At 61.4% G+C, this 26,098-nt stretch carries 25 protein-coding genes, 1 tRNA gene and 1 pseudogene; 16 read left to right on the plus strand and 11 right to left on the minus strand.

The window, feature by feature from the left end; genetic code table 11:
• Positions 1–91: 91 nt before the first annotated feature.
• The gene (gene ppk2 / locus SIAM614_RS21075; RefSeq protein WP_006937713.1) at positions 92–1,000 is read right to left on the minus strand and encodes a polyphosphate kinase 2; all 909 of its coding nucleotides are present in this window, start codon (positions 998–1,000) and stop codon (positions 92–94) included.
• A 222-nt stretch (positions 1,001–1,222) separates the two neighbouring features.
• On the opposite strand from ppk2, the gene SIAM614_RS21080 reads away from it, so the two are divergent.
• The 9 genes from SIAM614_RS21080 (at position 1,223) to SIAM614_RS21120 (ending at position 10,194) form a co-directional block, all read left to right on the plus strand.
• Positions 1,223–1,840, plus strand: a complete 618-nt coding sequence (locus SIAM614_RS21080) for a TetR/AcrR family transcriptional regulator (protein ID WP_006937715.1) — start codon at positions 1,223–1,225, stop codon at positions 1,838–1,840.
• Positions 1,841–1,939: 99 nt separating this feature from the next.
• A complete protein-coding gene (locus SIAM614_RS21085) occupies positions 1,940–3,547 on the plus strand; it encodes a carboxyl transferase domain-containing protein (RefSeq protein WP_006937716.1) in 1,608 nt (535 codons plus the stop codon).
• A gap of 4 nt (positions 3,548–3,551) precedes the next feature.
• Positions 3,552–3,977: an ASCH domain-containing protein gene (locus SIAM614_RS21090; protein WP_006937717.1), complete on the plus strand. Its 426-nt coding sequence runs from the start codon at positions 3,552–3,554 to the stop codon at positions 3,975–3,977.
• Entirely contained in the window at positions 3,974–4,495 is a 522-nt protein-coding gene (locus SIAM614_RS21095) for an O-acetyl-ADP-ribose deacetylase (protein WP_006937718.1), read from the plus strand. The genes SIAM614_RS21090 and SIAM614_RS21095 overlap by 4 nt, the downstream gene beginning before the upstream one ends.
• Positions 4,485–4,814, plus strand: coding sequence for a hypothetical protein (locus SIAM614_RS21100; protein ID WP_006937719.1), 330 nt, complete (start codon positions 4,485–4,487; stop codon positions 4,812–4,814). Before SIAM614_RS21095 ends, SIAM614_RS21100 begins: the two co-directional genes overlap by 11 nt.
• A gap of 3 nt (positions 4,815–4,817) precedes the next feature.
• Positions 4,818–6,812, plus strand: coding sequence for an acetyl-CoA carboxylase biotin carboxylase subunit (locus SIAM614_RS21105; protein WP_006937720.1), 1,995 nt, complete (start codon positions 4,818–4,820; stop codon positions 6,810–6,812).
• Positions 6,799–8,430: an acyl-CoA synthetase gene (locus tag SIAM614_RS21110; RefSeq protein WP_006937721.1), complete on the plus strand. Its 1,632-nt coding sequence runs from the start codon at positions 6,799–6,801 to the stop codon at positions 8,428–8,430. The genes SIAM614_RS21105 and SIAM614_RS21110 overlap by 14 nt, the downstream gene beginning before the upstream one ends.
• Positions 8,431–8,548: 118 nt before the next feature.
• Positions 8,549–9,409, plus strand: a complete 861-nt coding sequence (locus SIAM614_RS21115; protein ID WP_006937722.1) for a hydroxymethylglutaryl-CoA lyase — start codon at positions 8,549–8,551, stop codon at positions 9,407–9,409.
• A complete protein-coding gene (locus tag SIAM614_RS21120) occupies positions 9,406–10,194 on the plus strand; it encodes a crotonase/enoyl-CoA hydratase family protein (protein ID WP_006937723.1) in 789 nt (262 codons plus the stop codon). Before SIAM614_RS21115 ends, SIAM614_RS21120 begins: the two co-directional genes overlap by 4 nt.
• A 230-nt stretch (positions 10,195–10,424) precedes the next feature.
• Here SIAM614_RS21120 and SIAM614_RS32525 read toward each other — a convergent pair whose 3' ends face one another.
• The 3 genes from SIAM614_RS32525 to SIAM614_RS21130 form a co-directional block, all read right to left on the minus strand.
• A complete protein-coding gene (locus tag SIAM614_RS32525; RefSeq protein WP_198137366.1) occupies positions 10,425–10,616 on the minus strand; it encodes a hypothetical protein in 192 nt (63 codons plus the stop codon).
• Positions 10,610–11,248 (minus strand): hypothetical protein, encoded by a 639-nt coding sequence (locus SIAM614_RS21125; protein ID WP_198137367.1) that lies wholly within the window; start codon positions 11,246–11,248, stop codon positions 10,610–10,612. The genes SIAM614_RS32525 and SIAM614_RS21125 overlap by 7 nt, the downstream gene beginning before the upstream one ends.
• A gap of 192 nt (positions 11,249–11,440) precedes the next feature.
• Positions 11,441–12,262: a response regulator gene (locus SIAM614_RS21130; protein WP_157140001.1), complete on the minus strand. Its 822-nt coding sequence runs from the start codon at positions 12,260–12,262 to the stop codon at positions 11,441–11,443.
• A 515-nt stretch (positions 12,263–12,777) separates the two neighbouring features.
• Here SIAM614_RS21130 and SIAM614_RS32785 point away from each other — a divergent pair.
• Positions 12,778–13,954: pseudogene (locus tag SIAM614_RS32785) on the plus strand (integrase core domain-containing protein).
• Positions 13,955–14,010: 56 nt separating this feature from the next.
• Here SIAM614_RS32785 and SIAM614_RS21140 read toward each other — a convergent pair.
• The 5 genes from SIAM614_RS21140 to hemC form a co-directional block, all read right to left on the minus strand.
• Positions 14,011–14,086: transfer RNA gene (locus SIAM614_RS21140), tRNA-Thr, on the minus strand.
• A 247-nt stretch (positions 14,087–14,333) separates the two neighbouring features.
• Positions 14,334–16,343 (minus strand): heme biosynthesis protein HemY, encoded by a 2,010-nt coding sequence (locus SIAM614_RS21145; RefSeq protein WP_006937729.1) that lies wholly within the window; start codon positions 16,341–16,343, stop codon positions 14,334–14,336.
• Between the two features lie 78 nt (positions 16,344–16,421).
• Positions 16,422–18,362 (minus strand): COG4223 family protein, encoded by a 1,941-nt coding sequence (locus tag SIAM614_RS21150; RefSeq protein WP_208984063.1) that lies wholly within the window; start codon positions 18,360–18,362, stop codon positions 16,422–16,424.
• A gap of 120 nt (positions 18,363–18,482) precedes the next feature.
• Entirely contained in the window at positions 18,483–19,199 is a 717-nt protein-coding gene (locus tag SIAM614_RS21165) for a uroporphyrinogen-III synthase (RefSeq protein WP_006937733.1), read from the minus strand.
• A gap of 7 nt (positions 19,200–19,206) precedes the next feature.
• Positions 19,207–20,133 (minus strand): hydroxymethylbilane synthase, encoded by a 927-nt coding sequence (gene hemC, locus SIAM614_RS21170; RefSeq protein WP_040440758.1) that lies wholly within the window; start codon positions 20,131–20,133, stop codon positions 19,207–19,209.
• A 93-nt stretch (positions 20,134–20,226) separates the two neighbouring features.
• Here hemC and tsaD point away from each other — a divergent pair, with 93 nt between their 5' ends.
• The 4 genes from tsaD to SIAM614_RS21190 all read left to right on the plus strand — a co-directional run bounded on the left by tsaD (position 20,227) and on the right by SIAM614_RS21190 (position 23,436).
• Positions 20,227–21,333: a tRNA (adenosine(37)-N6)-threonylcarbamoyltransferase complex transferase subunit TsaD gene (gene tsaD, locus SIAM614_RS21175; RefSeq protein WP_006937737.1), complete on the plus strand. Its 1,107-nt coding sequence runs from the start codon at positions 20,227–20,229 to the stop codon at positions 21,331–21,333.
• Positions 21,334–21,437: 104 nt separating this feature from the next.
• The gene (locus SIAM614_RS21180) at positions 21,438–21,941 is read left to right on the plus strand and encodes an NUDIX hydrolase (protein WP_006937739.1); all 504 of its coding nucleotides are present in this window, start codon (positions 21,438–21,440) and stop codon (positions 21,939–21,941) included.
• Between the two features lie 27 nt (positions 21,942–21,968).
• Positions 21,969–22,442, plus strand: coding sequence for an NUDIX hydrolase (locus tag SIAM614_RS21185; RefSeq protein WP_006937740.1), 474 nt, complete (start codon positions 21,969–21,971; stop codon positions 22,440–22,442).
• Positions 22,429–23,436: an NAD(P)H-dependent glycerol-3-phosphate dehydrogenase gene (locus tag SIAM614_RS21190; RefSeq protein WP_006937743.1), complete on the plus strand. Its 1,008-nt coding sequence runs from the start codon at positions 22,429–22,431 to the stop codon at positions 23,434–23,436. Before SIAM614_RS21185 ends, SIAM614_RS21190 begins: the two co-directional genes overlap by 14 nt.
• A 378-nt stretch (positions 23,437–23,814) precedes the next feature.
• Here SIAM614_RS21190 and SIAM614_RS21195 read toward each other — a convergent pair whose 3' ends face one another.
• Positions 23,815–24,759 carry an IS110 family RNA-guided transposase gene (locus SIAM614_RS21195; protein WP_006935220.1) on the minus strand — a complete coding sequence of 315 codons (945 nt, stop codon included), beginning with the start codon at positions 24,757–24,759 and terminating at the stop codon, positions 23,815–23,817.
• A gap of 227 nt (positions 24,760–24,986) precedes the next feature.
• Entirely contained in the window at positions 24,987–25,268 is a 282-nt protein-coding gene (locus tag SIAM614_RS21200; RefSeq protein WP_006937744.1) for a hypothetical protein, read from the minus strand.
• An 87-nt stretch (positions 25,269–25,355) separates the two neighbouring features.
• Between SIAM614_RS21200 and SIAM614_RS21205 the strand changes: the two genes are divergently transcribed.
• Together SIAM614_RS21205 and SIAM614_RS21210 are read left to right on the plus strand one after the other, a co-directional pair.
• A complete protein-coding gene (locus tag SIAM614_RS21205; RefSeq protein WP_006937745.1) occupies positions 25,356–25,646 on the plus strand; it encodes a YciI family protein in 291 nt (96 codons plus the stop codon).
• Positions 25,647–26,072 carry an EVE domain-containing protein gene (locus SIAM614_RS21210; protein ID WP_006937746.1) on the plus strand — a complete coding sequence of 142 codons (426 nt, stop codon included), beginning with the start codon at positions 25,647–25,649 and terminating at the stop codon, positions 26,070–26,072.
• The last annotated feature ends 26 nt before the right edge of the window (positions 26,073–26,098 follow it).

The raw sequence follows: 26,098 nt of genomic DNA on the forward strand, positions 1-26,098 counted from the left end.
GTATTTGAGGCAGTTTCACCGCCTCACAACGTGAGCGACTTCCAGTCCAAGCGATCCAATTGCGACGTACAGACATCAGAGGTTACCCGCCTCAGAATTTCTCCGGCACGTAGAGGTGTTCCGGCAGGACCTTGCGTTCATAGTCGGAGTTATAGACGCGCTCCGGCAATTCGATCGGGTCGTGCGGCACCTCTTCGTAGGGGATCATCGACAGAAGGTGACTGATGCAATTGAGGCGGGCCTGTTTCTTGTCGTTGCCTTCCACGATGAACCAGGGGGCTTCGGGAATATTGGTCCGCTCGAAGGTCTCTTCCTTGGCCTTGGTGTAGTCTTCCCAGCGCACCCGGGATTCCAGATCCATCGGCGACAATTTCCATTGCTTCAGCGGATCGTGGATGCGCATCAGGAAGCGGAGCTGCTGCTCCTCGTCGGTAATCGAGAACCAGTATTTGATCAGCCGCACGCCGGAGCGCACGATCATGCGTTCGAATTCCGAAACGTCGTTGAAGAACTGCTCGACCTGGTTGTCATCGGCAAAACCCATCACCCGCTCGACGCCGGACCGGTTGTACCAGGAGCGGTCGAACAGCACCATTTCCCCTGCCGCCGGCAGATGCGGCACATAGCGCTGGAAATACCATTGGGTCTTTTCACGGTCGGTCGGCGCCGGCAGCGCAACCACACGCGCGACACGCGGGTTCAGCCGCTGGGTGATGCGCTTGATGACCCCGCCCTTGCCGGCCGCGTCACGGCCTTCGAAGATGATCACGATCTTCTCGCCGCTATGCTGAACCCAGTCCTGCAGTTTCACCAGTTCGGCCTGCAGGCGCAGCAGCTCATGGAAATAGGTGTTCCGGTCGATGGAAGACTTGTGTTTCTTGTCCGAGATGAAGGCGAGATCTCTGGCGATAAGAAAATCGTCGATCTCCATTTCCAGCTCTTCGTCCAGGCTGTCGGCCCATTCCGCTTCAACCCAGGTTTTTGCACTTTCTTCGGTCATCAATCGGTTCCTTTGAAATACATCCCGGAGGCACGACCAGGATCGGCGGTGCGTTCAACCGGACGCAGAATGCCCAAGGACTGTGAACAGGTTATCCATGAAAGTTTTTTGACAGTCGCGCCTGTTCCCCTGGCATTCTTTCTAGCAGCAACGCTTTCGCACTCAAATCGCCCTTGAAAATGAACAAACGTTCATTTACTTTTTAGGGTAGGGAGGATCGAAATGGCAAGCGCAGCCGCAAAACCGCAAAGCCGTTCCAGAACGGGAGCCAAGGGTCAGGAGACTGCCGCGCGTGTGCGCAAGGCAGCCCTGAAACGCTTTGCAGTCAACGGTTATGCCGCTGTCTCGATGCGCGAAATCGCCGCCGATGTCGGTGTCCAGCCAGGCGCGCTCTACAATCACTTCCCGACCAAACAGGATATCCTGAAAGACCTGTTGCTTGCGCATATGAGCGAGCTTCTGGCCGCCTGGGACGCAGCGGCCTTTCCGGTGGACATGGACCCGCTGGAGCGTTTTGTCCGTTTTCACATCCGCTATCACCTGGAACGGGCAGATGAAGTCTTCATTTCCTACATGGAGCTTCGCAATCTCGAACCGGACAACTTCGAGACCGTCGAGACGGAGCGCCGCCGCTACGAAGGCATCCTGACGGAGATTCTCGAAAAAGGCTCTCAACAGGACCGCTACAGCCTGCGCGAGCCGAGGGTCACGACCCGGGCGATCATCGCCATGCTGACCGCCATTCCAAGCTGGTACCGCGAAGGCGGGCGCCTTTCCAGACAGGATATCGAAGAGATTTACCTCGACCTGGCGCGCAAGGCCGTCGCGCCGGAAAAATGAGACATACCGGCCCTTCAGGCGTGAAACCGGACGCATGGGGAGCCAACTCAAGAACGCGATCAACCGCCCAAAGGGTTGTTCCAAGGGAGACCGGGTGACATGAGCATCCTGAAATCGAGCCTATCGCCGAGAAGCGAACAGTTTGCAGCCAACCGCGCCGCGCATGAGGCGGCCATGGACACCGTCAAGGCGGCCGCCCGGAAAGCCCTGGATGGCGGCGGTGAAACCGCCCGTCAGCGCCACGTGTCCCGTGGCAAGATCCTGCCGCGCGAACGCGTCTCCCGCCTGCTCGATCCGGGCTCACCTTTCCTGGAAGTCGGCATGCTGGCCGCCCATGACATGTATGATGGTGCCGCGCCTGCTGCCGGCATGATCGCCGGCATCGGCCGGGTTGAAGGCCGCGAGGTCATGATCCTTGCCAATGACGCCACCGTCAAAGGTGGCACCTATTATCCGATGTCGGTGAAGAAGCACCTGCGCGCCCAGGAAATTGCCTCGGAAAACAATCTGCCCTGCATCTACCTGGTCGACAGCGGCGGCGCCAACCTGCCCAATCAGGACGAGGTGTTCCCGGACCGCGACCATTTCGGCCGCATCTTCTTCAACCAGGCCAACATGTCGGCCAAGGGCATCGCCCAGATCGCGGTCGTCATGGGTTCGTGCACCGCAGGCGGCGCCTATGTGCCGGCCATGTCGGACGAGACCATCATAGTCAAGAACCAGGGAACCATCTTCCTTGCCGGCCCGCCGCTGGTGAAGGCTGCCACCGGCGAGGAAGTCACGGCGGAAGATCTCGGCGGCGGCGATGTCCACACGCGCCTGTCCGGTGTTGCCGACCACCTTGCCCGCGACGATGCCCACGCATTGGCGCTTGCCCGCCGAGCCATCGCCAGCCTCAACCGCACAAAGACACCATCCGTCGCCCTGCAGACACCGGAAGATCCGCTCTATGATCCGGAGGAAATTCTCGGCGTCGTTCCGGCCGATCTGAAAACGCCCTACGATATCCGCGAGGTGATCGCCCGCACGGTCGACGGGTCGCGCTTCGACGAATTCAAGGCCCGCTACGGCACCACTCTGGTCTGTGGCTTTGCCCATATCCATGGCATGCCCGTCGGCATCATTGCCAACAACGGTGTGCTCTTCTCCGAAAGCGCGGTGAAGGGAGCTCATTTCGTCGAGCTCTGCTCCCAGCGCAAGGTGCCACTGGTGTTCCTGCAGAACATCACCGGTTTCATGGTCGGCCGCAAATACGAAAGCGGCGGCATTGCCAAGGACGGCGCCAAGCTGGTGACCGCAGTTGCCACCACCTCCGTTCCAAAGATCACCATGCTGGTCGGCGGCTCCTTCGGCGCCGGCAACTATGGCATGTGCGGCCGCGCCTATTCGCCCCGCTTCCTGTGGACCTGGCCCAATTCCCGCATCTCCGTCATGGGCGGCGAACAGGCCGCCGGCGTTTTGGCCACCGTCCGCCGCGACGGTATCGAGCGCAAGGGTGGCAACTGGTCGGCGGACGAGGAAAAGGCCTTCAAGCAGCCGATCATCGACCAGTTCGAACAGCAGGGTCACCCGCTTTACGCAACCGCCCGGCTCTGGGACGATGGCATTGTCGACCCGCGCAAGACCCGTGATATTCTGGGCCTCTCCCTGTCGGCAGCACTGAACGCCCCGATCGAAGACACGCGCTTCGGTCTCTTCAGGATGTGATCCGATGTCCATCGACGCGCTGAAAGCAAAATACCCCGGTGCCGAAACCTTCAAGTTCGGCGACAATGCGGACCTGTGTGCCCAGCTCATCGCCCTTGTGCGCGCAGGCAAGAAAACCGCCACATGCGGTGCCTTGCAGAGTTATGAGGACGGCGGCGAGGTCCTGCCCGTCCATGGTCGACGCGACATTGCCCTCAACTGGGACGACACGCCCGCGCTGGTGATCGAGACGCTTGAAGTCTCCGTCGTACGCTTCTGCGATGTCGGGGAAGACTTCGCCCTGGCGGAAGGAGAGAACGAAGACCTGGCAGGCTGGCGCCAGGATCATCAGACCTTCTTTGAGCGCAACGGCGGTTTTGATCCGGAAATGGACCTCGTCTGCGAGCGCTTCAGGGTTGTTGAAGATCTGCAGCCGGAGCTGAAACCGTGAGCAGGATCGAGACCCACATCGGCGACATCACCCGGCTTGCCGTGGACGCGATCGTCAATGCAGCCAATTCATCGCTGCTTGGCGGCGGCGGTATCGACCGGGCTATCCATCGTGCGGCAGGACCGGAACTCCTGGCCGAATGCAGGACGCTCAACGGCTGCGGGACCGGCAATGCCAAGATCACCAAGGGCTACCGCTTGCCCGCCCGCCACGTCATTCACACGGTCGGCCCCGTCTGGAAAGGCGGCAGTGCAGGCGAAGCGGACCTTCTTGCATCCTGCTACGAAACCAGCCTGCGTCTCGCCGCGGACAACGACTGCTGGAGCATAGCTTTTCCGGCCATTTCCACCGGCATTTACGGCTATCCGGCCACCAAGGCGGCAACCGTCGCGGTGACAACGGTCACCCGGGTTCTGGACGACCTGCCGGATATTCTGAGCGTCACGCTGGTCGCCTTCGACGAGACCAGCCATGCCCATCTACAGGAAGCACTCGGGAGGAAGACGGATGCAAGGTGAAGTCCGCTCGATGGTGGAATGCGGCCCGGATATCGAAGCTGCGTTTCGTGACCAGCACCCCGATGTTCACCTGACACAGCCGCTGACCGCCATCCTCGTCGCGCTTGACGAAGGCAGCATCGACAAGGGCGACACACTGTCCGTCGGTGGCCTGAAGGTGGACGTGCTGGCGACCGGCCGCAGCGCCCTTCTGGCCGACGGCAGCCGAAACTCCGTCACCGTGTTCAGCGCGCTGCCGATACAGCATATGCCGGATCTTGCTCCGGACCGAAATGCCGACACCCCCGGCGCAATAGTCACTCCCTGGGAGGAGAACTGATAAATGTTCAAGAAGATCCTCATTGCCAATCGCGGCGAGATTGCCTGCCGGGTCATGGCAACGGCCAGAAAGCTCGGCATCAAGACCGTTGCGGTCTATTCCGATGCCGACGCCAGGGCCAAGCATGTGGCCATGGCTGACGAAGCCTTCCGCATCGGCCCGGCACCGGTGTCGGAAAGCTATCTGAAAGCGGACAGGATCATCGAAGCCTGCAAGCTCAGCGGCGCCGAAGCGGTGCATCCGGGCTATGGCTTCCTGTCGGAAAATCCGGACTTCGTCGACGCCCTGGACAAGGCCGGCATTGCCTTCATCGGCCCGAGCGCCTCTTCCATCCGGGCCATGGGCCTGAAGGACGCCGCCAAGGCGCTGATGGAAAAGGCCGGCGTGCCGGTGGTGCCAGGGTATCATGGCGAGAACCAGGACGCGGACTTCCTCAAAGAGCAGGCCGACCGGATCGGCTATCCGGTGCTCATCAAGGCGCGTGCGGGCGGCGGCGGCAAGGGCATGCGCCGGGTCGATGACCCGAAGGATTTTGCCGACGCCCTGAAGGGCGCGCAGCGCGAAGGCGAAGCCAGCTTTGACGACGGCCGCGTGCTGATCGAGAAATACCTGACGAAACCGCGCCACATCGAGATCCAGGTGTTCGGAGACAGCCACGGCAATGCGGTGCACCTGTTCGAGCGCGATTGCTCGCTGCAGCGCCGCCACCAGAAGGTGATCGAGGAAGCCCCCGCCCCCGGCATGCCGGAAGAAATGCGCCAGGCGATGGGCGACGCTGCCGTGACAGCGGCCAAAGCCATCGATTATTCCGGTGCCGGCACCATCGAATTCATCGCTGATGTCTCCGAAGGCCTGCACTCCGACCGGTTCTACTTCATGGAAATGAACACGCGCCTTCAGGTCGAGCACCCGGTCACCGAGCTCATCACCGGGGAAGATCTGGTCGAATGGCAGCTTCGCGTGGCCTCCGGCGAACCCTTGCCGAAACGCCAGGAAGACCTTGCCTTCAACGGCTGGGCCTTCGAAGCCCGGCTCTACGCTGAAGACGCACCAAAAGGCTTCCTGCCCGCCATCGGCACGCTGGAGCATCTCGCCTTGCCGGAGGACAGTGCCCGGGTCGACAGCGGCGTGCGTCCCGGCGACGAGATCACGCCCTTTTATGACCCGATGATCGCCAAGGTGATCGTCCATGGCCCGACCCGTCAGGCCGCACTCGGCAAGCTGCTGGCAAGCCTTGAGGCGACGGAGGTTGCCGGCTGCGTCACCAATGCCGGGTTTCTGGCGGCCCTGTGCCGCCACAAGGGCTTCGCCGCGGGCGATGTCGACACCGGCCTTATCGACCGGGATCTGACCCAGCTCATCGAAGAGCCCTCCATTCCGGTGGATGCCATTGCCCTTGCCGCCCTCAAGGCGCTCGGCCTGACCAAGCCGGCCAGCGGCAACGACCCCTTCGACACGCTGGCCGGATGGCGCATCTGGAGCGCATCACGCCAGTACGCGCTCCTGGAAATTGCCGGCGAGCGCCGGGACGTCGAGGTCCACGCCCTCGGCCATCAGCGGTTTGCCGTGCAACTGGAGGAAGGCTCGCGCGAATACGCGCTGGTGAAGGTCGACGGTGGCGCGATCACCTATGACTGTGACGGCCACCGGGCCCGGGCCGTGGTGGTGGAGGACCGCAAGGGCCTGACAGTCTTCCTTGGCGGCCATGCCTTCCCGGTGGCCCTGCCCGACACCCTCAGCGCCGACGAGGAAGCCGGCGGCGCGGATGACCAGCTCGTCGCGCCGATGCCGGGCCTTGTGAAGGTTCTGAACGCCAGGGCAGGCGAAGCCGTGACCAAGGACCAGCCGCTGGTGATCCTGGAAGCCATGAAGATGGAACACACGCTGAAGGCCCCGCGTGACGGCGTCATCGGCGAGGTTCTGGTGGCAGAAGGTGAACAGGTGACCGACGGCACGGTTCTGCTTGCGCTCGCGGAGGAAGCCGATGCTGCCGCATGACGCCACAAGCTACGACGACCTTTCCGGCAGGTTCAAATGGGAGATCCCGGACCGGTTCAACATCGGCGTTGCCATATGCGACGACTGGGCGGCACGCGAACCGAACCGGGAGGCGCTGGTCTATACGGACGAGGACGGCAGCGCCACCAGCTACACCTATGACGACCTTCGGCGGCTTTCCAATCAGCTTGCCAACCTCCTGACCGCCCGCGGCGTCCAGCCAGGTGACAGGATCGGCGTCCTGATGCCTCAAAGGCCAGAAACAGCCTTTGCCCATATCGCGGCCCTGAAACTCGGCGCGATCTCCATTCCGCTCTTCACCCTCTTCGGGGAAGAAGCTCTGGAATATCGGCTGAAGGATTCCGGCGCCAAGGTGGTGATCACGGATGCAAGCGGCGCGGCCAAGCTGGCAACCATCCGCGACCGGCTGCCAGAGCTGACGACCGTCCTCTGTGCCGATGAAGACGTTCCGTGGGCGGAGAGCCTTCACCATCACATGGCCGGACACGAAGGCACATTCCATCCCTTCGACACAGGCCCGGACGACCCGGCCATCATCATCTACACCTCCGGAACCACAGGCCAGCCCAAGGGCGCCCTGCACGGCCACCGGGTGCTGCTCGGCCATCTGCCGGGCGTCGAGATGAGCCACGATCTGCTGGGCCAGCCGGGAGACCGGATCTGGACCCCGGCGGACTGGGCCTGGATCGGCGGCCTGCTCGACGTGCTCATGCCCGCGCTCTACCTCGGTGTGCCGGTGGTTGCCTGCAGGTTCCGGAAGTTCACCGCGGAAGCAGCCTTCCAGCTTCTGCAGGACCAGAAGATCCGCAACACCTTCCTGCCGCCAACCGCGCTGAAGATGATGCGGCAGGTGGAAGCTCCCGAAAAACGCTGGCGCTTCACCCTGCGGTCCGTTGCCTCCGGCGGCGAAACGCTCGGCGCGGAGCTGATCGACTGGGGCCGTCGCACGTTCGGCCTGACGATCAATGAATTCTACGGCCAGACCGAGTGCAACATGATCGTTTCCAGTTGCGCCAGACTGATGGAAGCGCGTCCCGGCATCATGGGCCGTCCTGTTCCCGGCCACCATGTCAGCGTCGTCAGCGACAAGGGCGAGGAACTGCCTGCGGGCACACTCGGCAACATTGCCGTCAAACGTCCTGATCCTGTGATGTTCCTGAACTACTGGAACAACATGGAAGCGACGGAAAAGAAATTCGCAGGCGACTGGCTTTTGACGGGCGACACCGGCATCAAGGACGACACCGGCTGGATCCGTTTCGTCGGCCGGGACGACGACGTCATCACCTCATCCGGTTACCGCATCGGTCCGGGCGAGATCGAGGATTGCCTGATCAAGCACCCGGCGGTCGCCATGGCCGGTGTCGTCGGCAAACCCGACAGTCAGCGCACGGAGATCGTCAAGGCGTATATCGTTCTGAAAAAGGGTTTTGAGCCGACCGACAAACTTGCCGGGGAAATCGCCGACTTCGTCAAGACGCGGCTTGCAGCCCACGAATATCCGCGCGAAGTCGCTTTTGTCGACGCCCTGCCCCTGACCACCACCGGCAAGGTGATCCGCCGCGAGTTGCGCGCCCGAGCCGAGCAGGAAGAGTGATCGTGTCAAACACCGTTTAACGAATGCCTCCGCGATTTGCTTGGTGCCGTCCCCCGGACGAAGCGCAGCGAAGAACCGGCCTCACCTTTAGGCCTCACGAGAAGCTAGAGAAGAAAACATGTCTGAATTCGTCACCCTGTTTGAAATGGGCCCGCGCGACGGTCTGCAGAACGAGAAGATCTTTGTGCCGACCGCGCAGAAGATCGACCTGGTGGACCGCCTCTCCGCCTGTGGCTTCCGCAAGATCGAGGTGACCAGTTTCGTCAGTCCGAAGTGGGTGCCGCAGATGGCCGACGCCCAGGAGGTGATGGAAGGCATCTACCGGCACCCGTCCGTGACCTATGCGGTGCTGACGCCCAACGTCAAAGGCTATACGGCCGCCAAGAAGGTGTCGGCCGACGAAGTCGCCATTTTCGGCTCCGCCTCGGAAGGCTTCTCCAGGAAGAACATCAATTGTTCGGTGGCCGAGAGCATCGAACGGTTCAAACCGCTTCTGGAAAAGGCACACGAGGACGGCATCCCGGTGCGAGGTTACGTTTCTTGCGTCACCGACTGCCCCTATGATGGCCCGACACCGCCGGAAAAAGTTGCCGAAGTTGCCAGCACCTTGTTCGATCTCGGCTGCTACGAGATCTCCCTTGGCGACACCATCGGCGCCGGAACGCCGGAAACCATCGGGAAGATGCTGGACGCCGTGCTGACGGCAATACCGGCCGATAAGACTGCCGGCCATTTTCACGACACCAAGGGCAGAGCCATCGAGAATATCGAAGTCAGTCTGGAAAGGGGCCTGCGCACCTTCGACAGCGCTGTCGGCGGCCTCGGTGGCTGTCCCTATGCACCGGGTGCCAAGGGCAATGTCGCAACCGAAGCCGTGCTCGACCTGATGACCCGGAAGGGCTTCGAGACCGGCATCGACCGGGTAAAGCTTGCTGAAATCGCCGACTTTGCCCGCACCCTCAGGAGCGTTGACGCATGAGCTTCGAGACAATCTCCCTTGGCGTTGACGACCGGGGCGTCGCAACGCTGACATTGAACCGCCCGGACAAGCACAATTCGCTTTCCGCCACGATGATCACCGAACTGACGGACGCTGCCGCACAACTGGCGGCGGACGACACCGTCCGTGTCGTTGTCCTGACCGGGGCCGGGGCCAGCTTCTGCGCAGGCGGCGATCTTGGATGGATGCGCGAGCAGTTCGAGGCCGACCGCGAGGACCGCATGGCTGAGGCGCGCAAGCTTGCCATGATGCTGCAAAGCCTCAACGAACTGCCGAAACCGCTGATCGGCCGCGTGCAGGGCCAGGCCTTTGGCGGCGGCATCGGCATGATGAGCGTCTGCGACACCGTGGTTGCCGTCGACAGTGCCAAATTTGGCCTGACGGAAGTGCGCCTCGGCCTCATCCCGGCAACCATCAGCCCCTATGTGCTGGCCCGCATGGGCGAAGGCAAGGCACGCCGGGTGTTCATGTCGGCCCGTCTGTTCGGCGCGGAAGAAGCACGGGGCCTCGATCTCGTCGCCAGGGTCGTGAGCGAAGCGGACCTTGATGCCGCCATCGAAAAGGAAATCAAACCCTATCTCTCCGCCGCCCCCGCTGCCGTTGCCGCCTCCAAGGCGCTGGCCCGCAACCTGGGCCCGGAAATCACGGAAGAAATCATCGACGACACCATCCGCCGACTCGCCGAGACCTGGGAATCCCCGGAAGCCCGGGAAGGCATCTCCGCATTCTTCGAAAAGCGGAAGGCGAACTGGGTCAGTTCGTAGTTTGCAGCGGCTGATGTCAGCACCGGGTCTACAGACGATCAACCCTCTTTTCGCCGGCACCCCACACACCCTCATGCTGAGGAGGACCGTCAGGTCCGTCTCGAAGCATGGGCCAGGAGCTCCGGCGTGTGCGGCCCATCCTTCGAGACGCGCGCAAGCGCGTTCCTCAGGATGAGGATGAAGTTGTGGTTAGCAGACTGCCGAATGAAAAGTGAGGGGTTAGCCCGGCCTCAATGCCCGGCGCTGCGCCTGGCGTGTTCGATCAGGGCCGCGATACGGGCGACTTCCTTCTGCTCCGACTGCGGCGGTTCCTGCGGCGGGCCGCCGTACATGCGCTCACGCCGCTGGCGGATCTTCTTGCGCTGATATTCGCTGATCCCATCGGGCAGCTCCATGCCGGCCCTGTCGATGTTGATCAGCACCCGCTGAAGGTCCGGCACCAGTTCGGACGAAATGGTGAAAGTGGCGCCGTCCGGGCGCTTGAAACCAGCGTCGTGGTGGTCTCCGCCCCATTGAGCAGGACGGCGGACCTCGGACCGAGCGACCCGATTGTGGATTGGAACCAGGCCGCCCAGCCGGAGGCCTGCCACAGACGGATATCGATCTTTTTCAGATCCTCATACATCACCCGGACGCGCCGTCCGAACTGGATGAACTCGAACCCGTTGCTGAAGAAACGGACCCACGACGTTTCCTGCCGCGCGGACACGGTGAACAGCAGGGGTGCAATCGAGGCAGGGGCAAGACAGAGAAGCGCCATCAGCGCCGCGCCGCCGCTCCAGTCGGCCATCCCAATGAAGGCGATGGAAAAGAAAACAGCACCGAAAGCAAACCCGATTGCATCAAGCACAAGAACGGGCGGATGACAGACCGGCTTGACCGAACCGGACGGCACGTTCGGCCGCGGCAGAGCGGCATAGATCCCGGCGGCGGCGATGATGCAGAGCAGGCTGCTGAGCACCGACATGAAAAAATATCCGCCGACAATACCGAGCACACACAGACCGAGAGGCAATATCCGGCGCAGTAATTCAAGTTTTGCTGTTTTGCCCACACCGCTCTCCATGCATTCAGCCAGTGGACCGATACGAACTAGGGGGAGACTTCCGATTCTGCCATTGAATCAACTGAAGCGTTTTAAATCAAGAATACTGACAAACTATCCAGCCCTGACTTCCAAATACGGCGCCGAGAGGCACATGGAAACGACCGGTTTGCACTTTACACCGGCCTTGCCGGCGGACGCTCAGGACACCTTGCGTTCACGTTCCATGAAGCTGAACATGTCGCGCACCTTGCCGAATTTTGGCGTGTCCAGTTCCAGGAACTTGTGCATGAGCGTGTCGATATCCTGGGCAGTGAACGGCTTCTTCAGGAACCCGTTTATGCCAACAAATGCCGCTGACCTCTCCAGGTAAGTCGTGTCGTTGGTCGACATCATGTAGATGCCGATCTTGCTGGACAGGTCGCGGATCGACCCGGCTAGCTCGATTCCATCAACGTCGGGCATGTGGAAATCCGTCAGTACGATCCGGAACTTACCCGACGCCAGAGCGCGAAGCGCGGCCGGCGCACTGTCGGCTTCCGAAATCTCGAAGTCGAACCGGCTGGCCTCCAGAACCTTGCGCGTCAGTTTGCGCATTGTTCCGCTGTCATCGACGATCAGGATCGGGTAGGTCATCGTCATCGTCATATAGGTGGAAACGATTTCCGAAACCTCGGCCTGATTGAACGGCTTCTTGAGGAAGTGATAAGCGCCGAACTTCTTCAGCGTGTTGGCATTGCGGTCGTCGAGGTCGCTCGAAATTGCAACGGTCAGGCAGCCTGTCGACTTTGTCTCGCCCATCGCGGCGATCACCTCCGGACCATTCAGCCCGGGCATATTGATATCGATAAACGCCATGTTGATCTGCTTTTTCTTCAGAACCTCGACGGCGGCGCGGCCATTGTCGACATTGTCTATCTCGATGTAGCGCTTGGACCGGTGAACGGCGATGCCGCTGTTGATGACTTCACGCGCGACACCGCTGTCATCAGCGACAAGAATGCGGATCATTTTATGCAGCAAGTGTCATCACCTCTTGTGCGGCGCTCGCATTGTCTTCTGAGGCCTGTCGAAATTTTCAAGTACAATAAGCAAACAAGTGTATATTTTCGGTTACTTAAAATTGTCAGGTAAATGACAACCGAAAATACCAGCAAGAAATACATGCAATCTTTCGAAACAAACTCTGCATTTATTTCTACATATTACCTGACACACCCTCTCCAGCTGCGGCAGACATCGGAAAAACCTGGCTTCAGCACTGCTCTTCCGCAACAAGAGATGACATGTCGCGTCTACAGGCGAGTTCCTGAAAAAGGGGATAAGAGCACCGGCGTGCCTAATGACCCCTGCCCGGTTTGAAGCTTGCGAAAAGTCTGCCGGAAAAAGCCGGTTCAGGCGACAACGCACGGCATAAGGCTCTGCCCTGTTCTCAAAGACCAGGCTGAAATGTTCTGAACCTTTGCCCGACCTGAGACATAGGTTACAGACCGTTCCGGACACATAGGTAACACTTTTCGTTTTTGCGGGAGGTGTCGATGCCGTGGAAAGAGGTGTCCGTCATGGAGGAACGTCTTCGCTTCATCGCCCGTCTTCTGGATGGGGAAGGCATGAGTGCTGTGTGCCGTGAGTTCGGCATCTCGCGCAAGACCGGCTACAAGATCTGGGATCGCTACCGGCAGGACAGCCTGGAAGCACTTTGCGACCGGTCCCGCCGTCCGGTGCGCTATGCCAACCAGCTGCCGGACCAGGTTGAGCGGCTGATTGTTTCCACGAAGAAGGACAAACCGCACTGGGGTGCGCGCAAGATCCGGGAGATCCTGGTCAGGAAGCTCGCCGGCGATGTGCGGATCCCGGCCCAAAGCACGGTGCATGCGGTGCTTGATCGCCACGGCCTTGTCAAGCGCGCCCGCAAGCGGCAGCGCGCCTACAAGGCCGAAGGCACGGCACTGTCGGCAGGCGTTCGTCCCAACGATCTGTGGTGTACCGATTTCAAGGGCGAGTTCAAACTGGGCACCGGCAATACTGTTACCCCTTGACGGTCAGTGACCATGCCTCGCGCTATCTGTTGATGTGCGAAGCCTTTGACAGCACGAAGAAAGGCCAGTCATTGACGCCTTCGTGCGCCTGTTCAAGGAACGCGGCCTGCCAGGGGCGATCCGCACCGACAACGGACTGCCATTTGCCTCACCTAACGGGCTCTACAATCTGTCGAAGCTGTCGGTGTGGTGGCTACGCCTGGGCATCGGCATCGAACGCATCAAGCCCGGACATCCCCAGCAGAACGGCCGACATGAACGCATGCATCTGACGCTCAAGAAGGAGGCGACCCGCCCACCGGGCATGAACAGCCTCCAGCAGCAGGCGAAGTTCGATGCTTTTCTCAAGGAGTTCAACGAGGAACGCCCGCACGAGGCGCTCACCATGCAGATACCCGATGAAGTCTACAAACCTTCACCCAGACCTTACCGGGGCTTGCCGGAGCTGGACTATCCCTTCCACGACCGGGATGCGCTTGTGACTGCCTGCGGGCGGATCTGCATGTATCGAAAGAAGATCAATGTCTCCACCGTGCTTGCCGGTCAAAAGCTCGGTATCAAGGAGGTCGACGAGGGAATTTGGCTGATCAGCTTCATGAGCTATGATCTGGGATACATCGACCTGGAGCAGAGAACACTACAGACAATCGACAACCCGTTCGGCACGAGGTTGTAACCCATGTCTCCGGTACAAACTGTTACCTATGTCTCCGGGTCGGACACTTGGGAAAGTGGTGCCGCTGAAGGGACTCGAACCCCCGACCCCATCATTACGAATGACGTGCTCTACCATCTGAGCTACAGCGGCGTTTTCCGGCAGGTGCCGGACATCGCGCGATTTGGCGCGGACACTCAGGTCATGCCCGAGTGCGCCGCTAATTACCGGAGCTTGGCGTCAGATGCAAGAGGCTAAAACCGGTTCTTTCAGGAAGATCACATCTTCCCTTTTCGCAAGATCCGGCAAACAGCCGTGCAACGGCACCTTCTGATGCTGACAGCGGCAGCGCCGTAGCGTGTGGCCCCAAAACTGAAGATGAAATGGTTTGGTCCACACCCTAGTTGAAAAAGCGCGGACGCGGGGTCTTGGACGCCTCGCTGTCGTCGTCTTCATCCGGGCCCGGATCGTCCGGCATCCGCGACAGGGGAAACTCGATCGGCCGATTGAGATCCTCTTTGGAACTTCCGGATTTCGTCTCGCCGGACTTCGCTTCGCCCGCTTTCGCATCACCAGCCTTCGCCTCATCGGCTTTGGTGGAAGAAGACTTCGCCTCCGCGTTCTTGGAAGCGTCCTCACCCTTGGCATCTGTCTTGGGTAGCGTCTCGGGACCATTGTGACCTTGGGCTTTGCCCGCAGCTTCACCAGCGCCTGAAGACGTTTTGGCTGCTGTCACCGGCTTGGCTTCTGTCGCGGACGCCTTGGCAGGAGCAGCCTCTTTCTTGGGAGCAGCCTTTGCGGCCGCGGCGTCGGGCAAGTCCTTCAGGGCAGGGCTGAACTTGACGTCGTCCGTCGTGCCCTCATAGCCCTGCTTGCCGACCGGCATCGTTGTTGCCTCAGAGGCCGCGCCTGCGGCCTTGTCCGCATCGGACTTGGGCTCCGACGGTTTCGGATCGGTGGTCTTGGTGACAGGCTCCACCTCCAGCACGACAGCGCTGTCTTCCACATCAGAAACCGGACGAACAGGTTCGGCAACAGTGGCAGACGGCAGGGCCGGTGCGTCGAACAGGCTGTCCTCAAGCAGCGGACCATCCTCGTCCGACAGGCTGCCAGGCGTTGCCCACTGGAACGCATCGAGCTTGCCGGTGACCGGTGAAACCGGCTGCCACTCGGCGGAAATGATGCCGTCGGCCATCCAGACCTTGTCCAGCGGCGCACTGACGGCACGGGCCAGCCAGTCGCGCGTGCGGCCCCGGTCGCCGTTTTCGGCTTCCTCCACTTCCGCCATCAGCAGGAACGCCTGACGGGTGGGTTCGGACTGCAGAACCTTTTTCAGCTGCTGGCGCGCTTCCTCGAACTCGCGCGCCTCCATGGCGGCGCGGGCGATGGCCAGCGCGCCTTCGGGGGTGTTGGCCCGTTGTGCGGACAGCGATTTCACCCGCTTCAGGCGATCGACAGCCGAATCGCCGGTGCGGACATGGGCATAGGTTTCCGCCAGATCCGGGTGCGGGAACAGACGCCACGTGGCTTCCAGCACCTTGGACGCCTTGCGGATGTCGCCCCGGCGCGTGGCCAGACGTGAGGTCAGCACAGCCGCAGGCACCAGGTCGAGCGCCAGGCCGTGCGCTTCCTTGGCCAGCGAATAGGCCCGCTCCGGCTCACCGTCCTCAAGTTTCATGGCAAGGGCCGTCAGGATAACGGCGCGCTGACGCCGGTAGGTTTTCTTGTCCAGCATCTTGGCGGCATAGTTACGCTCCAGCGTCTTCAGCGCTTCGTCCCAGTGATGGGCGACCGCCTGATAGCCGAGCACGGCCTTGCCGGCCCATTCCAGACCAGGCGAGGTCTTGGCCGCTTCTTCCGCGTAATGGCGCGCAGCGACCGGTTCCTTGTGGCGCTCGGCTTCGATGAAGAGGCCGTGCAGACCAAGGGCCTTGGTGGCAGGGTCTTCCAGCATTGCCTCGAACCGCTGACGCGCTTCGTCGTCCTTGCCGGCAAGCTGCGCCGTCTGCGCCAGAAGCAGTTTTGCCGCAGGTTCATCGTCCAACAGCTTGTCGGCATCCAGCGCATAGCGGCGCGCCAGTTTGGCGTTGCCCGTTCCCAGTGCGATCAGGCCCTGCGACAGGGCATTGTAGCCCTTGTCTTTCCGGCGGCGGCGGAAGAACCGGCTGGCAATCTGCGGCGACTTCAGAACAACGCGGATCGCCCAGACAATCACCAGGAAGACCGCCAGGAAAACAGCGGCGGCAAGGCCGACAATTACAGGCGACTGCTCCCAGATGTCCGTCCCGACCTGCTGACCGTTTTCATAAACCGGCCAGGAAATCTGGATTGTTCCCGGCAGGTCCGCCATCCAGGCAAAGCCCAGGGCAACGGCAAACAACAGCGCGAAAAAGAACAGAACGCGGATCATTCAGCTCGCTCCCTGCGACGGCCGGCTTCTACCGGCACTTGGTTCCATTGACGGGCGGGCGAGTGGGCCGGCCTGCATTCAACTATCCTTCGCAGCAAGCGCGTTGAGCACTTCCTGCGAGGCCTTGTCCGTAAGATCATTGACCTCGACACGGGCTTCGGCGCGGGTTGCCCAATCGGCCCCTGCGGCCTGTGCCTGTTCGGGCAGATCCTTGTAGGCGACAAGCGCCGCTTTCAGATCACCCTTGTTGACGGCATTTTCCATGCGCTGCAGGGCAGCAGAAGGGCTTTCGCCTTCCCCGGATCCGGACCGGCGAACGGTGAACAGCGACTGTGCGCTGGACACCAGGCTGTCGAGCACATCGCCGGAGCGGTCCGGTTCGGAAAAGGTCTGATAGATCGACCGCGCAACTGGCGGAAACTGGGCAATCAGCACCGACACCGGCTCAACACCGGTCTTGGCGTTGGCTTCCAGCGCCGACAGGTCGAGATCCCCCGGCAGACCTGCCTTCACTGCGGCCAGTTCCGTTTCGTAGGGACGGCCGGAATCGACGGCCGACTTCAGCGCCGAAACCGAAAGCGCCCGCGCGGCAACCTCCCGCGCCGTGGCATCGCCCATGGTCGCCTCGACAGCGGCAAGACGCGAGGAAATCGTATCGAGTTCGGAGCGCAAGCCTTCCAGAGCCGCCGTGTTGGCCGCTCCGACCGACTTGATGTCGGCAGCCAGCGAAGACAGGGTCTCGGTAGCCCGCGCCTGGCTGTCGGCAAGGGTTTTCAGCGAAACATCCGATGTCGAGACGGCGGTCTGTGCCGCTTTCGCAGTCGCTTCGGTGTTGGAAAGACGGGTTTCCACCTCCGAAAGGGTCGACTTCAGATCCGAAAGCTGGCCCTCTAGACCTGTGACGGAACCCGAAAGCTTGTCGGCTTCGGAAGAGGTCGAGCTGGTCGAGCTTTCCAGCTCGGCAACGCGGCTTTCCAGCGGCGCCAGATCGACCTGGCTGTCGCTCTTCACAGTCTCTTCCAGCGCAGCCAGACGGCTTTCCAGCGGCTGCAGATCGGCCGGCACCCCTTCGCCGGTACCACCACCTGCCGAAGCCACGCTGCTGCGCAAACCTTCGACGTCCTGCTTCAGGGCATCGACCGCAGCACTCAGATCTGACGATGAGGCATCCTGCAACCTGGCCTCCAGAGCTGAGACCTTGCTTTCCAGTGCCGAGACGTCGCTGGAACTGCTCTGGCTGGAAACCGAAGACGTTACGTCGCCAAGTTTTTTCTCCAGATCGGCAATCTTGCTTTGTGCCGCGCTGAGCGCGCTGGTCAACTGCTGGTTCGGCTCCGGCGTCAGTTTGACAAGCCCCGCCTGATAAAGACCGAAGCCGCCGCCGAGCACCAGAATGCCGCCGATAACGGCTGAGAGCAGAACGCCGAAAGCGCCGACACCGCCGCGGTCTTCAGCGGCGGGCGGATTGGAGAAGGTTGTCGATCCACCGGGCCGGGAGCTGCTGCTTGCCGACGACGTTCCCGGTTGGCTCGCGGAAGATGCTGAGGAGCTTGCCGGAGACGCCGGTTTGCCGGTCGCTGTTGACGCCCCGGTCGTGCCGGTGCCGGATGGCTTACCGGCAGTGGAAGACCCGGCAGCGGTTGAAGATGTCGAGGAATAACCGGATCCGGTCGAAGACGACTTCGTTGAAGACGAGGAAGGCGACGATGCGCTGCCTGAAGTGCCGCTGGCACCCGATGAGGAGGCACTTCCTGTTGACGAAGAACTGCCGGATGCCGAGGTGCTGCCGATGCCGCCCGGTTTCGATGCGCCCGCAGACGTGCTGCTGGAAGCTGAACCAGAGGCCGGTTTCGTCTCCGACGGTTTGGCGCCAACCTTTTCCGCGGTCAGATCAATCGTCACCGGCCGCTTGCCGCTGCCGGAGGAAGACGCGGTGCTGCTGCCGGGCTTGTCCTTGCCGCTGGCGCTGCCACTACCCGATGAGGATGTCCCGCCCGGGGATTTCTTGTCCGTCGTCATCTCATCTCCTCCTGAACCCTGCCGGTCCCAAGACCTTCACTATACACACCTCTTTGCGAAGCGGTACCGCCGCAGCAAAGACTTTTGCGCGCTGCAAAAGAACGACTCCCCCGGATCGGGTTAACACTGTGTTAACGCCAGATCCAGCAAGGAAGTTTCATTCGGCGCAGCCGCAACACGCACCTGGCTTGCCTCGGACAGGGGCTCGGCCGACTGCCGCGAAAGGGCATAGACAGGCAAACCGGATAAAATATGGTCGAGACCATGGCTGCGAACCAGCGCCAGAAAAGCCTCGGCTGTGCGTCTGGAATAAATGAGCACACCGTCGAAAGCATTGCCGTTCAGGCTATCCACAACGGTGGAAGACAATCGCGCCACTGCTTCCATGCGGTAAACCACAACGGTGCGGCAAGAAACGCCGCCTGCGGCGAGAAGTCCCTCCAGATCCCCCGACCGGTCCTCCGCCGCGGGGTAAAGCACCTCGCCGGAGGACAAGCCGCTTCGGTGATCGAGAATCAGTTGCGCCAGCGCATCGATGTTGCCGTTGGCCGAATGAACCTTGGTAAATCCCGCCTCCCGGCAGGCAAGCGCGGTTGCGTCGCCAACCGTGAAGACCGGCAATTTCCTGAAGTCATCGATCCGGCTGTGCGCCGACAGGATGGCAACGGCCCGCCGGCTGGAGAAAGCCAGTGCCGACATTCCCTCCACCCCGATCTCGGCACTATCCACCTCAACGGTCTTCAGAACGGGCGCCTCATCGGCAACATGCCCCAGAGCCCGCAGTCTTTCTGCGGTGCGCCGGCAATCCGGCTGGGGACGCGTCACCAGAAAGCGCATGATTGGCTCAGGCTCCAACCATGAAATCCGGCCCCATGCAGGATTTCAGGTCTTCGCCCACCGACCGGCCGATCTGCACGGCGTCGGACTTCAGGCCACTGGCCGTAGCTTCATGAACTTCCGATCCATCCGGCTTCAGCACGATGCCCCGGAAGTGCAGCGTGTCGCCGTCAAGCGTCGCCAGACCGCCGATGGGCGTGCGGCACGATCCGTCCAGAACCGCGAGAAAGGCGCGCTCGGCATCAAGGCGGATCTGGGTTGCCTCGTCGTGAATGGCCGCCAGCATTTCGAGGGTGGCCGTGTCGTCCGCCCGGCTTTCGATGCAGATTGCGCCTTGGCCGACCGCCGGCAGAAACTGGTCGGTTTCCAGAAGGCTGGTGATTTCCGCTTCGAGGCCAAGACGGCGCAGACCGGCCGCCGCCAGAAGCGTGGCGTCTACAGCACCTTCCGCCAGCTTGCGCAGGCGGGTTTGCAGGTTGCCGCGATACATCACCACTTCGATGTCCGGACGCAGCCGCTTGATCATCGCCTGGCGGCGCAGCGAGCTGGAACCGACGACGGCGCCATGGGGCAGGTCGGTCAGGGTCTTTGCCTTGGGCGACAGGAATGCATCGCGCACATCTTCGCGCGGCAGGAAGGCTGTCAGCGCCAATCCGTCGGGCAGCACCGTTGGCATGTCCTTGGACGAATGAACGGCAAGATCGATGCGCCCATCCAGAAGCGCTTCCTCGATTTCCTTGGTGAACAGCCCCTTGCCGCCGACTTCCGAAAGCGGCCTGTCCTGGATCCTGTCGCCGGATGTCTTGATGACCACGATCTCGAACGAGTCTTCGGCCAGACCATGGGCCGCCATCAGCCGGTCGCGGGTTTCGTGAGCCTGTGCCAGCGCCAGCGCACTGCCCCTTGTTCCGATACGCAAAGGATTTGATTGCAAGGTTTACCGTCCAGATGCTACGCCCGGCCGAAATGACGGGCACCGATTTATGTCTTTTCGGATGTCCTAACACAGGCCACCGCATTTAGACCAATGACCTCAGTCAAAACAGATGACAATGCGACCAATCTGACGGTCCTGGGGATTGAAACAAGCTGCGACGAAACGGCAGCGGCGGTGGTGCGCGGCCCAGTGCACAAGGAAATCCTGTCCAATACGATCCGTTCGCAGATCGACGAGCACACGGAGTTCGGCGGCGTGGTGCCGGAAATCGCCGCCCGCGCCCATATCGAGATCCTCGACCGGATCGTTGCCGAAGCCATGGCCGAAGCCGGCTGCGGATGGGACGACATCGACGCCATTGCCGCAACCGCGGGCCCGGGCCTGATCGGCGGGGTCATCGTTGGCTTCATGACCGCCAAGGCCATCGCCATGGCCGCGGGCAAGCCGATTGTCGGCGTCAATCACCTGGAAGGCCACGCCCTCACCGCACGCCTGACCGACGATCTGGAGTTTCCGTTCCTCCTTTTGCTGGTGTCCGGCGGCCACAGCCAGTTTCTGCTGGTGCGCGGTGTCGGCGACTATGAACGCCTCGGCACGACCATCGACGATGCCATCGGCGAAGCCTTCGACAAGACCGCCAAGCTGCTGGGCCTGCCCTATCCCGGAGGCCCGCATGTGGAGAAGATGGCAGCGAAAGGCGACGTCACCCGCTTCCGCCTGCCGCGGCCGCTGCTGGACCGGCCGGGCCTCGACATGTCCTTTGCCGGGTTGAAGACCGCTCTTCGGACCCAGGCGAAAAAGCTGGAACCGGTTGACGAACAGACGATTGCCGACCTCTGCGCCGCCTTCCAGCGGTCGGTTTCGGACGTCCTGGCCGCCCGCACCCGCTCCGCGCTTGACCTCTTCCGCACGCGCCATCCGGGCGTCAAACCGGCAATTGTCGTGGCCGGCGGCGTTGCGGCGAACCAGGAAATTCGCACCAGCCTTCTTGCGGCCGCTGAAGAGGCGAATGCCCGCTTTGTTGCCCCGCCGCTGCGCCTTTGCACCGACAATGCAGCCATGATCGCCTGGGCCGGCATCGAGCGGCTTCGGCTCGGCCCCGTGGACGACATGAGCCTGTCGCCCAGGCCCCGCTGGCCGCTGGATGCGGCCAATGCCGGCGTGCTCGGCGCGGGCAAGAAGGGCGCGAAGGTTTAGGCGGCAGCCTAATAAAACGTCGCTCGAATGGGCGCCGACCCTTTTGCGCGGCCAAAGACCCTGTTAGGAAACCTCAGCCTTTCCAACAAGGACAGTTTTCAGCGATGCGCGTCTACCACAAGGCCTATGTCTATCTGACCTGCGGCACGGACCTTCTGGTCTTCAACGAACCGGACACGCCCTGGCTCGGGCTTCAGGTCCCTGGCGGAACGATCGATCCGGGGGAAAGCTTCCTGCATGGCGCCATGCGGGAATTTACCGAGGAAACCGGCCTCGATCTGGATGTCGCCTTCGATCATTTTTCCAGCCAGGACATCCCGTTCGAAACGATCCCGCCGGTCGGCCAGTACCGGCCCGCGCCCAACCGCCCGCTGCTTGGCCGACACATCCGCCGCAATTATCATGTTCGCCTCGCAACCCGGCCCGGCACCGAGTGGGAACATTACGAAATGCATCCCAGCAGCGGCGGCGAACCGATTCGCTACCGCTTCTTCTGGGTCGACCTCTTTGGCGAGCGTGCGAGCAACGAGGAAAACTTCTTCGCCGCTTTCGGCGCGCCCCTGAGCGCCCTGCGCGAGCGAGTGGCGCAGATCGCCAACGCGGCATAAATCTGTTTTTTCAAGGACTTGCCGGTTATGATCTACTACAAGGCCTACGTTTATCTGACCTGCGGTACGGAGCTTCTGGTGTTTGAGGAGCCGGATTTTCCCGATGCCGAGATCCAGGTTCCCGGCGGCACGGTCGACCCCGGCGAGAGCTTTCTGCAGGCTGCCCGGAGAGAATTTGCCGAGGAGACCGGACTTTCGTTGGATATCGCGTTCGAATCGTTCGCCGACCAGGACCATTTCTTCAAAGATGTTCCCCGTTGTCTCGACGGCTTGCATCGCCGGCGGCATTTTCACGGCCGTATTCGTGAAAAACCCGCGACAGAATGGGAACACTTCGAAACGTCACCGAACTCAGGCGGACCTCCGATAAGGTTTCGTCTGTTCTGGATTGACCTGTTCACCATGGATGCGCCGACCGAGGCCCGCTTTTTTGAAGGGTTTGGAGCGCAGCTTGAAACATTACGGACGCGCGTGGAAAGGCAGAGCAATGGGCGCCATTAGGTCTATCGGCGTCGTTGGCGGAGGTGCGTGGGGCACGGCCCTGGCCCTGACCGCGGCCCGTGCCGGCCGCGAGGTACGCCTTTGGGCGCGCGATCCCGGCACGGTTTCCGATATCCGGGTTCGCCGGCAGAACCCGCGCTATCTGCCGGGCATCACCTTTGACGAGGACCTGGAAGCGACTTCGTCGCTGGAAGAGGTCGCCGATGCCGATGCCATTTTGCTGGTGACACCGGCCCAGACCACCCGGGCCATGCTGGCCGCCCTGAAGCAGACCGGCAAGGTGCGTGGACCTGTTGTCCTGTGCGCCAAGGGCATCGAACAGTCCTCCGGCAAGCTTCTCTCCAAGGTCATGAGCGAGGAACTGCCCGGCATCGAACCCGGTGTCCTCTCCGGCCCGAGCTTTGCCGACGACGTCGCAAGGGGCCTGCCGACCGCCGTGACTGTTGCGGCCAATACCGCCAAGACGGCGCTCAGCCTGTGCGAAGCGCTGCAATCGCCCTGTTTCCGGCCCTATGCCTCCATCGATGTTCTTGGAACCCAGATCGGCGGCGCCCTCAAGAACGTGCTTGCAATCGCCTGCGGGGCCGTGGTCGGCCGCAAGCTCGGCGCCAGCGCCCAGGCGGCCCTGACCGCACGCGGCTTTGCCGAACTGTCGCGCCTCGGCACCGCCATGGGCGCGCAGGGCGAAACCCTCACCGGCCTTTCCGGTCTGGGCGATCTGGTGCTCACCTGCTCGTCCAGCCAGTCGCGTAATTTCTCCTTCGGGCTAAGGCTCGGCGAAGGCTTCATGGCCTCCGAGCTGATTGCGGCCGGTGGCAAACTGGCGGAAGGGGCCTATTCCGCCCGCGTCGCCGTCAAACTGGCAAGCAAATACGATGTCGAAGTGCCGATCTGCGAGACCGTCGCCAAGATGATCGACGAGGACCTGACCATCGACGACGCCCTCAACATCCTGATGGCCCGCCCGCTGAAGTCGGAAACGGCGGGTCTTTAGGCCGCTTCGAACAAACCCGCTTCCGGCATCGAGACAAGCGGGTATCTGGTTCCACAGAATCTCGCAGCTACGCACTCAAAGACTGGCAGCAAACAAACGTGTCACCCCCGGACAAGCGAAGCGCAGATCCGGGGCCAACTCGCCGCGCCACTTGCCGAAGCAGACAAGGTGCTCTGAAGAGGCACATCCCATTCCAGCTCTCTGGAAACGAGTAGGCCCCGGGTCTCGCGTTGCTCGCCCGGGGAGACACTTGTGCTTGCTGCGTGTCTTTAGTCCAAAGACAGTTGCCCTGTCACGAGGGGGAGGACAGCTCTCCAAGCTCACCCACTCCCTCATCCTGAGGAGCCGCCTTGGCGGCGTCTCGAAGCAACCATGTTTTTAGGTGCTCATCGGCTGCCATTCCCTATTGTCCCTGACCATTGCGTTGAGGATGGTCAGGAGTTTCCTGGAGCAGGCGATGATTGCCTGTTTCTTGCCTGTTCCACCTTTGATGAGGCGTTCGTAGAAGGTTTTGATGATGGGGTTGTGGCGTGCCGCTGACAGGCTTGCCATGAAGAGCATCCTGCGCACCTTGGCCCTGCCGCCGGCGATCCTGCGTTGCCCCCGCATCATGCCACTGTCTCTGGCGAAGGGCGCGACGCCAACCAGGGCAGCAATGGCCCGCCGCGAGACCTGCCCCAGTTCGGGCAGGAACGCCAGGAGGCTGACGGCGGCGACCGGCCCGATGCCCGGAACGGCCCTGAGCTGGTCATAGCGCTGGCTCACCTCGGCCTTTTCGCGAATGCAGCTCTGGATCATGCGGTCCAATTCCGCAAGCTTGGCCTCTATCGTCTCCAGTATATCCCGGTGCATGCGCTCCAGATCAGCATCGTCATTGAGGCCGAGCTGATTGCGCAGCCGGGTCTTCTCGGCAACAAAGCTGTCCCGAGCAGAGGCATAGCGCGCAAGCTTCGCCTCGACGTCACCCGGACGAGGAGCCGACGGCGGATCAAACACCTGCGCATAGTGGGCCAGAACGGCTGCATCCAGCCGGTCGGTCTTGGCCAACCGACTACCGGCCTTGGCAAAGTCCCGGGGGCGGGCCGGATTGACCACACAAACATGGTATCCCTGCTGCTGCAGCGCCTGCACCGCCTTGCGTTCATAGCCACCCGTCGCCTCAAGGACCACGCGCTCGACTGGATGGGATGACAACCATCCCTCAAGAGCCGCATGGCCGTCACCATCATTGGGAAACCGCTGGCTTTTGCCGACTGGCAGAACATGCACATCCAGCGCTGCCTTCGACACGTCAATTCCGACAAAGTGCTTGGTCTCGTCCATCTGTCCCTGCCTTATCTACGCACTCTTGCGCGAGCAACCATTCGGGATAAGTTGGAAAGTGGACCGGGAACCTGGCTTCGAACGGACTTGCCGAGTACCCAGGATGGTACGGTCTCCGGCCCACTTGGGAGGGCAGCAACCGGCCCTCCCAAGACCAATCTAATCAAATCTCAACAGATAAGGATGGGCTACATACTCGTGACAATCAGCTTTTCTTTCTAACTGCTTCAGGCGAATGCAGCGACAAAACGAATGAGCTCAAGTAAAGCCACTATGGCTGCAGAGCCCGTCGCTATTCCAGCCATAATTCGTTCAGGATCATCAAGACGCTTTACGGTCTGCAGTTGATGGCCGTTCCAAAAGATCTCATTTGTTTTTGGATCTATCGCGAAGAGACTAAGACCTTTGATGCTGATCGGTCGTAGATACTTATTCGACCACCAATTTGGCGCCTCAGCCGTTGCGTATCGATTTTCGAACACAACATCCCAATCCAGGTTATCGGTCATTTACTCCCCTCCTATCTTTCCCCCATTGAGTTTCCCCCGCCCCGGCCCTAGGTTCGACGCAGATTCGACCAACCCGGGGAAATCTTCATGCTCTATGCCCTGATCTGCACCGACAAGCCCGGTGCCCTGCAGACGCGTCTCGACAATCGCGCCGCTCATCTCGACTTTCTGAAAGGCCTTGGCGACAGCCTCAAGGCTGCCGGTCCGTTTCTTGACGACGACGGCAACATGACCGGCTCGCTGGTCGTGATCGAAGCGTCCAACCGCGACGAGATCCTGGCGATCTCCCAGGAAGATCCCTATGCCCTGGCCGATCTTTTCGAAAGCGTCGAGATCCGCCCCTGGAACTGGGCGGTCAAGAACCCGGAGGCAAACTGAGTGCAGTACTGGCTGATCAAGTCCGAGCCCGACAAATGGTCCTGGGAACAGCAGAAAGCCCGGGGCGACAAGGGCGAGCAATGGGACGGTATCCGGAACTACCAGGCACGCAACAACATGCGGGCCATGGAAATCGGCGACAAGGCGTTCTTCTACCATTCCAACATCGGAAAGGAAGTCGTGGGCATCGTTGAAGTCTGCAGCGACATCCATCCGGATACCACCATTGACGATCCGCGCTGGGAATGTGTGGACTTCAAGGCTGTCTGCGACATGCCGAAGCCGGTGACCCTGGCCGACGTGAAGGCCGAACCGCGCCTTGCCAAGATGTCGCTGGTCACCTCCATGCGCCTGTCGGTGCAGCCGGTCACGGAAGAGGAATGGAAAATCGTCTGTGAAATGGGCGGCCTGAAAGAGCCTGCGTAACGTCCTCTTCTGAAAGACCTGCCCTG

Source organism: Roseibium aggregatum IAM 12614 (genome assembly GCF_000168975.1).
Classification (GTDB): Bacteria; Pseudomonadota; Alphaproteobacteria; order Rhizobiales; family Stappiaceae; genus Roseibium; species Roseibium aggregatum.